Source organism: Embleya sp. NPDC127516, assembly GCF_044765325.1.
Taxonomy (GTDB): Bacteria; Actinomycetota; Actinomycetes; order Streptomycetales; family Streptomycetaceae; genus Embleya.
Map to the genome: position 1 here is coordinate 39,378 of NZ_JBIWJT010000037.1, position 11,345 is coordinate 50,722.

11 protein-coding genes and 1 pseudogene are annotated in these 11,345 nt (G+C 69.8%); 3 read left to right on the forward strand and 9 right to left on the reverse strand.

The features are described from left to right. Positions 1-48: 48 nt before the first annotated feature. From ACIRL2_RS43310 to ACIRL2_RS43345, 8 genes and pseudogenes are all read right to left on the reverse strand, one after another. Complete coding sequence (locus ACIRL2_RS43310) at positions 49-780, reverse strand: ATP-binding protein (RefSeq protein WP_402240045.1); 732 nt, start codon at positions 778-780, stop codon at positions 49-51. Positions 781-1,172: 392 nt separating this feature from the next. Beyond that, a pseudogene (locus ACIRL2_RS43315) lies at positions 1,173-1,433 on the reverse strand (hypothetical protein); the annotation flags it as partial. Between the two features lie 159 nt (positions 1,434-1,592). Then, entirely contained in the window at positions 1,593-2,132 is a 540-nt protein-coding gene (locus tag ACIRL2_RS43320; RefSeq protein ID WP_355546266.1) for a S26 family signal peptidase, read from the reverse strand. Continuing rightward, the gene (locus ACIRL2_RS43325; RefSeq protein ID WP_395871213.1) at positions 2,129-4,036 is read right to left on the reverse strand and encodes an ABC transporter ATP-binding protein; all 1,908 of its coding nucleotides are present in this window, start codon (positions 4,034-4,036) and stop codon (positions 2,129-2,131) included. The genes ACIRL2_RS43320 and ACIRL2_RS43325 overlap by 4 nt, the downstream gene beginning before the upstream one ends. Next, the gene (locus ACIRL2_RS43330; RefSeq protein WP_395871211.1) at positions 4,033-4,578 is read right to left on the reverse strand and encodes a TlpA disulfide reductase family protein; all 546 of its coding nucleotides are present in this window, start codon (positions 4,576-4,578) and stop codon (positions 4,033-4,035) included. Before ACIRL2_RS43330 ends, ACIRL2_RS43325 begins: the two co-directional genes overlap by 4 nt. A gap of 18 nt (positions 4,579-4,596) precedes the next feature. Further along, positions 4,597-5,157 (reverse strand): MauE/DoxX family redox-associated membrane protein, encoded by a 561-nt coding sequence (locus ACIRL2_RS43335; RefSeq protein ID WP_402240049.1) that lies wholly within the window; start codon positions 5,155-5,157, stop codon positions 4,597-4,599. A gap of 142 nt (positions 5,158-5,299) precedes the next feature. Beyond that, positions 5,300-5,488, reverse strand: a complete 189-nt coding sequence (locus ACIRL2_RS43340) for a hypothetical protein (RefSeq protein ID WP_380028313.1) — start codon at positions 5,486-5,488, stop codon at positions 5,300-5,302. 100 nt (positions 5,489-5,588) lie between these two features. Continuing rightward, complete coding sequence (locus ACIRL2_RS43345) at positions 5,589-6,359, reverse strand: helix-turn-helix domain-containing protein (protein WP_402240051.1); 771 nt, start codon at positions 6,357-6,359, stop codon at positions 5,589-5,591. Between the two features lie 1,375 nt (positions 6,360-7,734). Here ACIRL2_RS43345 and ACIRL2_RS43350 point away from each other — a divergent pair. The 3 genes from ACIRL2_RS43350 to ACIRL2_RS43360 all read left to right on the forward strand — a co-directional run bounded on the left by ACIRL2_RS43350 (position 7,735) and on the right by ACIRL2_RS43360 (position 10,884). After that, positions 7,735-8,637: a peptidoglycan-binding protein gene (locus ACIRL2_RS43350; RefSeq protein WP_402240054.1), complete on the forward strand. Its 903-nt coding sequence runs from the start codon at positions 7,735-7,737 to the stop codon at positions 8,635-8,637. Beyond that, positions 8,634-9,497, forward strand: coding sequence for a helix-turn-helix domain-containing protein (locus ACIRL2_RS43355; protein WP_402240056.1), 864 nt, complete (start codon positions 8,634-8,636; stop codon positions 9,495-9,497). Before ACIRL2_RS43350 ends, ACIRL2_RS43355 begins: the two co-directional genes overlap by 4 nt. A 508-nt stretch (positions 9,498-10,005) precedes the next feature. Then, on the forward strand, positions 10,006-10,884 hold the full coding sequence (locus ACIRL2_RS43360) for a DUF6461 domain-containing protein (protein WP_395871202.1): 879 nt from the start codon (positions 10,006-10,008) through the stop codon (positions 10,882-10,884). Here ACIRL2_RS43360 and ACIRL2_RS43365 read toward each other — a convergent pair. Then, positions 10,859-11,320, reverse strand: a complete 462-nt coding sequence (locus ACIRL2_RS43365) for a DUF4238 domain-containing protein (RefSeq protein WP_395871288.1) — start codon at positions 11,318-11,320, stop codon at positions 10,859-10,861. The genes ACIRL2_RS43360 and ACIRL2_RS43365 overlap by 26 nt on opposite strands. Positions 11,321-11,345: the final 25 nt, after the last annotated feature.

Below are 11,345 nucleotides of genomic sequence, written 5' to 3' on the forward strand. Positions count from 1 at the left end.
ACGGTTCGTCCTTCGATCGCGGTTGGCCGTACGGGGGGCGGTATGTCGTCACAAGGGCGGGCCCGGGCGGGAGCAGGCCCAGGCCAGGAGGGCGCGGTCCACGTTCTTGCCCGAGTCGCGGTGACGAACGGGATACAGGTGGGACGTGATCTTCGCCCAGGCACGGAAGTTCCCCCGCGCGCACGTCTGGTCCGCATGGGCCACATCCTCGTCGGCCACGGCATCCCACAGCGGGTGGAACAGGCGCAGCACGCCCGGGACTTGAGACGCGTCCAGACGCGGCACCTGTTGCCGGGTCAAGACGCGGGAAGCCAGCGCGGGAGCCCGGGCGAGGGTGCGCTCGGCGCCGGCTCCACACAACACCAACGACGTCCGGGTGGTGGACGCGTCGACCAGCAGGCGCAGATAGTCCAGCTCGGGAGCGGCGATACGCTGGACGTCGTCGACGACCAGGACGCCCGGCTCCTTCAGCGCCTCGATGAGCACGCGGTCGGCCGCGTCGGTGCGGTTCGTCAAGTGGGCGGCCGGCAAGCCGAACGCCGTGAGCAACGCGGCGCGCAACTGGGGCAGCGCGGGTTTGACCCCCACCTGCGCGCGATGAACCGGGACCCGCCTGGGCAGCAGACGCAACGCTTGGTGAACGACGACCATCTTGCCGTGGCCGGGGTCGCCGTAGACGCAGGCGATCCCGCGGGCGGCGACGGTATGGGTGAGTGCTTCGGCGACCTGGCCGAGTTGGCGTGTCGACACCAGGTGCGCGCCGGGCGCGTACAGCCGCACACCATCATCGATGGGTGCCGGCCCCGCGTTCGGATCGGTCCCCCGAACGGCTTCCACAGCCGGAATCGGCGGCGTGGCCCGGCCCCGTTCGTCCACCGTTCCCGGCAGGGCCAGGTCAACGCGCGGTCGTAGCCGTCCGCGGCCGACCCGTGGATCGGACGCGCGATCCGAAGCACACGTCCCGAGCGGAGATCACGACGTACCGCGTGATGAAGCGTCGTCAACGACACGACCCGGGGCGGCTGCGAGGGGGTTTCGCCTTCGGTGTTCCTGTCGGCTCGGGCGCACATCCAGCGGTGCAAGGCCTTCACGTTCCCGCCCAGGTCCGCCAGACACGCCCAGAGGGCATCGTCCAACGTGAACCGGTCACGTCCCGGCGGGTCCGCGTGGCCCGAGGCGCGCGCTGCCGCCAACCAGCGCCACACCGTGCGCTCCGACACCCCCACCGCCTCGGCGGCTACCGCCACGTGCGCGCGGGTGACACCACCGGCCTCGCTCACGGCCAGCAGACGCCGCACCACCAACGGCCGCATCACCACGGCCGCATCCGAAAAACCGGCAGCAGGATGTACCGATATCGAAGACCGATCCCTCGCCATGAGAGAAGCACACCGGTGCCCCCGGATCCCGGACACAGGAATGGGCAACTCCATGACAGAACAACCCGCTTGTGTTGAGCACCCGACGTCAGTCGATGGTCACCCCCGTGACAGTCGAAACGATCACGGTCATCCACACCCCGACCAGCACACAAACACCCACACCACACCCCCACTCGACTGACGACCAACCACCGCCACCACAACGCACACTCACAGGTGGCGAAGCACCGTCCCCAGCACGCGCTCCGCCGGAAAGTAGCCGGCTTGCCGGGAGTCGAAGCTGATCTCCTCGTTGTCGCCCAGCAGGACCAAACTGCTGGCGGGGACCCGGGTTTCGAGCACTCCAGCCAGGGCGGGGAACCGGTCGCGCGGTACGGGGTCGCCCGGTGCGGCCGCCACACGCTTGATCAACCACTGCCGCCCTGTGATGGCGGGCGCCCGTGCAGTGCGCCCCACGGGCGGGCCGTACCAGGCGGAGCCGGGAACCATCCCGGTACCGGGGTGTTCCATCACGATCACCTGCCCCGGCGATGGGGCCAGGTCACGACGTACGAGGACCCGGTCACCATCGCGGTACGCCGGTTCCATGCTCGCCCCACGCACGGTTACCACGACCAGCCTGCGCGCCTGCAGTACCGAGACGACCAGGCCCGCCAGCCCCAGAAGCGCTGCCGGTGCTCCGCAAAGCAGCGCGACCCTGGTGACTCCGGCGACTCGCAGCGTCCCGTCGCGCGGTCGCGCGGGGATCATCGGTTTCCTCCAGTGAAGACTGATTCGGCTTCCGAGTCGTCCTGGTAGCCGGTTGCCTGAAGCGTGAACAATCGGGCATACTCCCCACCGGTTGCCATGAGAGCGGCGTGGTCGCCCCGCTCGGCTACACATCCCTCGGAGAGCACGACGATAAGGTCGGCCTCGCGCACGGCGCCGAGTCGGTGCGAGATCAGCAGGCTGGTCCGCCCCGTGCGGTGCCGCCGCAGCTCGGCGTGGATCTCGTGCTCGGCCTCGGCGTCGAGTCCGGCGGAGGGTTCGTCGAGGATCATCAGGTCTCGTTTGCCCTGCTCGTCCCGCAGGAAAGCCCGAGCCAGGGCGAGCCGTTGCCATTGGCCGCCCGACAGCATCACGCCGGTGGCCGGATTGTCCTTGTCGGATTCCATGAAGAACATGCGAGACAGCAGCGTGTCGTAGCCGTGGGGCAGGCCTGCGAGCTTGTGGTGGATGCCCGCCCGTTTCGCTGCGGCCTGAATCGGCACACGGTCGTCGGGGAGGGAGTCCGGATTGTCGGAGGAACCCAGACCGCCCAGGGCTATGTTGTCCGCCGCCGTCAGGTCGTATTCCATGTAGTCCTGGAACACCGCGCCGATCCTCCGCCGCAGTTCGACCGGATCGGTGTCGCGCAAGTCCACGCCGTCCCACAGAATCGCCCCCCGGGTGGGGTCATAGAACCGGCACAGGAGCTTGACCAGTGTGGACTTACCGGCGCCATTCAGCCCGACCAGTGCCACCGCTTGGTCGTGGGGTATGCGCAGGCTGACGCCGCGCAACACCCAGGGATGCTCCTCCGAGTAGCGGAACCACACGTCACGCAGCTCGATCGCGTCGCGCAGCTCAGGCAGCGCGCGAGGTGCGGCGGGCACCGGCAGCTCCGGACCGGCCGTGGTGACCGTCGCGTAGTGTCGGAACATCAGCACCGCCTGGTGAGAGCGGGCCACCTCGCCGGCGAGTGCGGCGAGCGCGCCCTGCACTCCGCCGACCGCTGCCACGAACATGGTGATGCCTCCCACGGATAACGCCCCGGTCCGCGCCGCGCCAACTGCCCACAGCAGCCCACCGCCGGACACCAGGGCGGCGAGTACTCCCAACCCGGCCTGGACGACGACCTCGCGCCTGTCCATGGCCCGCTTCGCGGCGTTGGCCGTACGGCGCTCGGTCAGCATGCGGTGCCGCAGAAAGGCACCGGCGCCGAACAGCCGTACCTCCTTGGCCGCTTCCACACTGGACAGCAACTGGCCGTAGAAGAGTTCCCGCCGCTCGACGGGACCGACATCCCAGAACATCCGTGCCCGCCTCCGCGACAGCGCAATTTCCGCAAGCAGAGTCGGCACTCCCGAGGCGAGCACCAGCACGGTCATCATCGGGCTGAGCAGAATCAACGAGCCGAGGAAACCGGTGACGGTGAGGGCCGCCCGGGTCATGCCGAGGACCCCGTCCACCACCAGAGTGGGGGCCGTCCCGCCGGATTGCTGGGCCAACCGCAGCCGGTCGAGGAAACGCGGGTCCTCGAACCGGCTCAGTCCGACGAAACCCTCCACAGCGGTGAACAACCGGTCCTGGGCGACCATCCCCACCTCCCGGTCGATCCCCGCCCGCAGATACCGGGTCACCTGTGGAGCTACCGCGGTGACCAGTCCGGCCAGGGCGAGTCCCACTCCCAGCCCGGTCAGGGCCCCGACGTCGGCACCTGCGGCAAGGCGGTCCAGCACCAGCTTGGTCAGCCAGGCGACCACCACCGGAAGCAGACCCACGATCAGTGCCAGCGCCGCGTACAGCGCGAGTGTGCCGGGAGCTGCCCGGACGGCGAGCGAAAACGCGGCGACCGCCTGCCGCCCCGCGCCGGACCGCTTCTGCGGCTGCTGTTCGGTCACGAGGGCGGTCATGCGATGGCGAGATGGCCCAGCCGGACCTCGTCCTCTGTGACGACCAGCCGCCCGGCGCCGTCCCGGGCGACCATGAGCAAGGTCGGGTACGCCTTGGCCTGGAACGCGGCACTCAGCGCCCCGTCGTACTCCTCGACGATCACGCGCGCCACCGGAGTGAGCTCGGCGACGAGCGCGGCGGACGCTTCAGTGTCGCCGACCACCGTTGCCAGCACCCGGTCGCGCCCACCGGGCAGCGTCGCCGCGAAGTCCAGGAACTTCGGCAGCTTCTCCTTGCAGGGCTTACAGGTGGGCGAGAAGAAGGCCACCAGTGTCTCACCGACCAGGAGGTCACGGGCGAGTTGTTCACCGTCCACCGTGGAGGCCGTGAAATCACCGACCTCCTCCCCCACCGTGATCGAGGCCCGGCCGTTGCCCGCACCGCCCACGTTGGCCAGCATCTCCGTGTGCTCACGCAGCCGCTTGATCACTCCTACCGTCAGGATCAGGTTGAGCAGGCACAGCGAACCCACGAGCGTCAGGGCCGCGATCAACAAGGGCATCGTGAATCTCCTTCTGGGTCATGGACGTCTCCGGGCAGCGCCCGGGCCGTCGCCGAGGGGCTCGAACAGTTCGAGGATGTCGTCGAACAGCGCAACCACCGCGCCCAACAGCAGGCCGGCGAGTATGGCCACCACAAGTGCGCCGGGGTCCGAAGACGTATTCGTCGCCGGTACGGTGACCGCACCGAGGCACGCGACGGCCGCGAGGACGACGTTACGCACGATGTGCCGGGCACCGAGTGGGGTCGTTGAGGCGCCGAAGCACCGGCACGGTGGACGGATGCCCCGACGGGCCGTGAGGGCGATCGCCGTCGCGAACATCACCAGCAACCCTGCCGCAACCAGAAATCCGGTCGCAGCGACCGTCGTCGAACCCAGCAACAGCAGCAACCACACGGCGTATTCGGCGACAACCACGAGCAGTGCCACCGGTCGGCATGCCTTCGCCGGCAGCAGTTCCAGACCACGCAGCGTAGCTACGAACGCGCCGAACGCGCCTCTCCCCGCCGTCTTGCCGACGGACGAGGCAAGGAACACCACTGCGATCAGGGAGCGGATCCCGAGCTCCAGATAGTGCACCGCACACCTTCCGTGTCGTCTTCCGTGTCGTCGTCGTCCCACGGCTTGGGAGAGGGGGACCAGGGGCTCCGAGACCCAACCCGGTGCCCCTGGTCCTACGCCTGCGTTGACGTGCGCCGCCGCCCCCGTCGAGGGCGAATGCTCAGCAGTCGCAGATGTAGAGGTTGGGAGCGCTGTCGCAGCGTGTGCAGGAGGCGTGGTAGCCGCACTGGTTCTGGCACTGGTAGCAGGCCGGCCAGCTCCAGCACCGGCGTACTGCTGCCGCCGCGTCGACCTTGGGGGCGAATCGTTCGAGGAGGCTGTCCCCCATCGATTCAAGCTTCTTGAACACGTCCGTACTCCTTCGCTTGATTCGTTCCGGGCCGGAAGCGCCCGCAGCACGAGACTCGCGCGAGCTGGCCGGTGACGTCTTGTAATTAACCGCACTCTCGTCAGACGGAGGTTGCGGTCCGGACAGAGGCAGGCATCGGCACGCCTGGGGCCTGCCCCTCGCCGCGGTCCGCGGACCAGGGGCCCGGACTGCCGGATACCCGGCAGGCAATAAAGCGACCTGGAGCATGACCGGTCATCGCCTTGCAGTCATGGCCGAAGTGGGCCTGATCGTGGTAGCCCGCCAGCGTCGCCACTTCGGCCGAGGGAAGCCCGCTGTCGAGAAGTTGGAGTGCGCGTTGAAGCCGAAAGACGCGAGCGATGGCTTTGGGAGTGAGGCCGATCTGTTCCCGAAATCGTTTCTCCAGCTGTCGCTGCGACCATCCCACCCTTCGGGCGAGTGCCGGGATGGGAACGGCGCCGGCCCTATGGGCGAGTTCCTGCCAGGCCCAGGCCACGCGCGTCGAGGACGCAGGGCCACTCCGGGCCCATTCGGTGAGCACGACGTCGAGCAGAGCGAAGCGTTCCTTCCAGCCCACCGCGGTCGCGAGCGCCTCAGTGAGGTCGTCGGCGCGGGGGCCGAGCAATGCGCGAGGCTCGATGGCCACGTTCGCCAACTGCTGCAGGGTTGTACCGAAGATCGTGAGAGCGGCCCAGGGGGCGAAGGTCACCTCCACTTCGGACCAGCAGCCATTGTCCTCCTCGCCCGTCCTGCTGGTCTTCGGGCCGCCGATCGGGGAGGTCGAGGCGTTCGCGTCCACCGGCCCCGAAGGTAACTGCGACGGGGTGAGTTGCAGTTTCTCGTCGAAGGGGATCACCAGGGCCACCGCCATACCTACGGGCACTTCCTTGGCCCTGTGCAGTCGGTCCGGGCCGAGCCGGAACCCCCGATAGCAGCTCACACCTGGGCGCAGCCTGGGATGAGGTGAGGCGGATGCCACTTGCCATGTCCCGTCAGTGCATGCCGAATTGCGCACGATCGGTCCTCTCGGCCGGAGATGGATGGCGCGAACGCGCCAGGAGGGTGTCGCTGCCGGGCGCCGGCGGCCGGCGCCAATCCGGAGTCGTGGGTGCAGAGCAGGAGTTCCAGGGTTGCCACGAGGAAGATGTCTCGAGGCGGTCAGCCGGGGGCTACGGAAGGGCTGCTGCGGCGCAGGCCGCTCCGGCGACGAACGGCATCACGAACGTGGATGTGAGTGCGACACCACGTGCCGCGATCGCGCTTACGGTGCCCACCGTTCCCACGGAACAGGCAGCCGCCCTCGCGTAGTACACGGTGTAGCCGGCTGCGCTGAGGACGTCTGCGCATTCGCCAAAGCCAAGGGTCCCGACGCGACCGTCGGTCTGTTGCACCCGAGTCGTCGCCGCAGTGCTTTGCGACTCGGCTTGCGCCGGTGGAGCCACGAAGGCAAGCGCGACCGTGGCCGCGACTCCGGCGAGCGTGCCGGCGAGAATCCTTCGACAGGCTTCCATGTTCTCTCCATCCGTTCGGCGCGAATGGGTCCGGTCCCGTGGTCGGGCCGACCCGTTGGCGTCGCTCAGACTGGCAAGCGGGCCGGCCGGGAACAGTTCCGGGCCTGTTCGAAACATGTTCGGGACGTGTCCCGAACTTGACGGACTTCTTGCACGCCGCGGCCGAGGAGACGGACTCCTCGGCGGTGGCGGTCGAGCCGGCCGGCAGAGCGTTGCCCGTCAGGCCTGCCAGCGCCATCCGCGCCAAGAACGGTCTTTGTGATGACACGCATCGGTCTCTCCGTTTTCGTGTGGGTGGGCGTTGACCGGGCCGCGCCTGCTCGCCGCGTCCGCGCGCCCACCCCCGTGGGGTACGCGGTCGGGGGATGCGAGGACGATGTGTGGTGGATCGCGCCGTCCGGCTCGCACCACCGAGCTTGCCGGCCATTCCGGAGCCGGATCGGCGAAGTCCGTCCCGTTGGAACACCGTGGGACGCTCGGGGCGCTGACCTGCGGGGACGTCCGGCGGAACGCGGCAGCGCCGGGACGTCCGTACCGATGCGGGGTCGTGCGCTGGAATCGGCGCGGCGTCTCGGCCGGGCCCGTAGCGTGTGCAGACGGTGTGCCACCGGAGAACAAGAGGGTGAAGACCTTGGGGATCCTTGACGCCGTACGGGGTGGAGCATGTCGCGTTGGCAGGCATTACCGGATTCGCTGGACCGGAGGGTTCGGCAACTCGTGGTGCAGTTACGGAGTTTGAAGGACCGCAGCGGGCTGAGCCTGGTCTCGCTCGCGGCCAGGACCGGATACAGCCGCTCGTCGTGGGAGCGCTGCCTCAACGGCAGGGCGCTGCCGCCGCGGCACGTGGTGGAGGAGCTGGCGCGGATCGTGGGCGCGGATCCGGTCCGGCTGCTGGTGCTGCACGAGGTGGCCGAGGAGGCCTGGCGGCAGTCGACGGCGCCGACCGCGGCGACCGTCGTGCGGGACGAAGCCGCGCCGGGAGCACGTGGCGGGGCCGCGGCCGAAGGGCCCGGTCCGGCCGAGGATTTCGGTACGGCAGGGCACTCCGGTGCGGTCGAGGGCTCCGCGCCGGCGCCGGATCGCGCGCCGGCGGCGGAGCGAGCCGGCGCCTCGGAGGAGCCCGCCGCCTCGGAGGACTCGCCCGGCACGGCCCGACCGTCGGGCGTACGCCGGCCCGTCGTCCTCGCCGCCGTCGTGATCGCCGCGCTCGTGGGGGTGGGCGTCGGCATGCTGATCGGCCAGCCCCGGGGCGACGACGACGGACGCCGCAGGGACACAACGGGGGTGGGGACCCTGGGCCCGCGCCCGACCGACGGTCCTCCGACCACCGCCGGAGGGCCCGGCCGCTACCGCTTCCAGCCGGGCAAGTCCTACCCCTGCGAGGTTCGTAGGGCCGACGCGGTGGACGGGGGGCTGTCCGCCGGATACAGCGCCACCCGGACCGTCGAGCTCGCCGGACCGGGCTGGGACGTGGTGGAGGCCCAGTGCCTGCTGGACCATCACCGGATGGATCCGGGCATCGTCGACGGGGTGTACGGGCAACAGACCATCGCGGCCGTGATGCGCATGCAGAAGGAGGCCGGATTGCCGGCGGACGGCATCGTGGGCCCCCACACCTGGCAGGTGCTGCGCGGATGAGCGCTCCCGCGCCGGAGTGCGCGGCACTGGCCGAAGGGCTCCGCGAGCTGAGGGCGCGTACGGGCCTGAGCCTGGCCGCGCTGGCCGAACGCACCGCGTACAGCAAGTCGTCGTGGGAACGCTGTCTCAATGGCAAGACGCCGGTACCCCGCCACGCCGTCGAGGCATTGTGCGCGATCGCGGGCGAGCCCACCGGACGACTGCTCGCGCTGTGGGAACTGGCGGACGCCGAATGGAGTGGACGCGCCCGCCAGGCCCGCCCCGCCGGCCCACCCGCACCCGCGCCGTCGCCCCCGTCACCGTCCCTGCCCACGCCCGCATCGGCCCCCACCGTCCCCACTGGCAACACGGGCGTGCAACGACGGCCTCGGCACGGGTGGTTGTTCGTCCTCGTCGTCACCGGCGTGGCCGCGGCGACCATCGCCTCGATCCCGGTGCTGACGGCCCTGCGGAGCCACGACGCGGGACCGCCGCCGATTCTGCGCTCCCCCGTACTGGACCCCGCTCCCGGATGCCGCGCGGATACGTGTGACGGGAGGGACCCCGACGAGATGTCCTGCGGGCTGCCCGGCCGGGACGACTCGCTCGGAGCACAGCACCACACCGCGACCGGTACGCGCGTGGAGGTCCGCTACAGCTCGGTATGTGCCGCCGCGTGGGGCCGGATCTGGCACTCGAAGGTCGGGGACACGATCGAGATCTCTGCCCTCGGCACCCGTCCGCAGCGATTCGTCGTCACCCACACCACCGACACCGACGCCTACCGCTTCACCCCGATGATCGGCGCCCCGGCCCGGACCGGACTACGACTGTGCTTCATTCCGGCGGGGGGTACGAGCAGGGAGTGCTTCGACATCTGAGGACACACCCGCGAAGGCGGTTGTCGTATCCCTGTGGTGGGTGATGGCGGACCGTCGGTGAGGAGGGACCGGGACGATGGGTGAGCGCACGGCGTGGCGGCCATTTCTGGAGCGGTGGAGCGAGGAGTGGGTCGCGGGGCACGATCCGGAGCGGGACGGGCCGCTCGCGGAGGACGAAGAACCCCTCGCGTGACCTGCGAAAACGCTAACTACTCGGCCTTGGCCAAGGTCCTGGAACAAGCCGCGCCGCGCCCGGGCGCTCCCGCAGGATCAAAACGCCCCCCGACGTGCCCAACCCTCCCCTGACAGGGCACATGCTCGAAGCCGCCGCCACCGCACCGTCCGTGTGCCCCCTGGCTCGTCTTACGCAAAGGTCGCCCGACTGCGGGCGTTGCTCGTGTACGACCTCGAACGCACCGACACTGCCTCACGGATCGCGGGTGGGTCGGGGCATGTTCCCCACGTGTGGGGCGCGGCGGGTGTCGGATACCGGCTCTACGGTGTGTGCATGAGTGCCTGGGACGGTATCGCGTGGTTGCGTGAGGCCCGCGAGTTCGGATCGGACTACTGCGTGACGTTCGCCCGGGGGCTGGAGCCCCTGGAGTTGCTGACCCGGATGGGCTGCGACCCCGGCACGGCCGCGCCGATGGGGCTCGTCGACGCCACCGAGACGTACTTCGACACCGGGGTGGAGACCATCCGGGCCGGCACCTCGCGCGGGTGGGCGTACGCCGTGGAAACCACCGGAAACCGCGGATTCGAGGAGGGTGTCCTGGCCGCGGTCTCCACCGGCACCGAGGCGGTCCTGGTGTACAGCGACTGCAACCCCGTCGCGTACCTGCTCCACGCCCAGAACGGCGCGATCGTGTGCGGCTTCGAGGAAGACGCTCCCGAGGACCGCATCGGCACGGACCCCGACCGGCTCCTCCCCCACATGATCGCCGCCGGACTCCTCACCCCGCACGGCACGACACCCGACGACGACGCCCCGACGCGGGGTTGCGAACTGCGCATGGCGGAGTCCGTGTTCGGCCTCGACCTCCCCCACGACACGGTCGTCCACGGCACTCCTCGCGGCCGGACTGCGGGAAGGACTCTCCGCACCACTGCCCGTCGACACCTCGCCACCACAACCGATCCCCGACACAGGACCCATCACCCTGACGGCCACGGCCGTCGCCGAACCACCCGGCGAGTAGACGACAGTAAGGAATTCCGCTCCTTCCCGCCTCCCACGATGCCGACACACCGACGCGGACCGCCCGCGAAGCGCCCGATCGCCGCACCCGCCACCAAGCCGTCTTGGATCCGGACCGTGCCCAGGGGGAGCGGCCGGGGTGGGGGTATCGGTTGGAGGGACGTTACGAACATGTCCCCATCGAGCTGACCCGTCTGGGATACGTACCGCCCCGCACGTTGGAGACCGGCCGGGGACGGGCCACCCGCCGAAGGCGATCGTACTGGCCGCGGACCACCGGGAATCCGACCAGTGTGCCCAGGTCCGCCTCCGCGGCGCGGCGGGCCGTGGGGGAAGAGGCCCTCCCGGGGGCGGCCAGGAACCGTAGGGCTGCCGCGCCGCTCGCCTCCACCGAGGCCAGGAGCTGCTCCATACGCCCGTCGGGGTAACCGTCGACGTGGATGAAAGTGTAGAAGTCCTTCACAGCCAAGTCCGCCGGCATGCGCAGCCCAGGCCGGCCCGTGCGGCGGTCTCGGACCCACACACGCCCGCGCGTATCGGCGAACGGCTCGATCAGGAACCGCGGCACGGTGTGGTGGCGGGCGCCGACGCCAACTGTCGGATCCCATTCGTCGATCTTCCGCATGTCCACCGAATCACTGTCGCAGGCA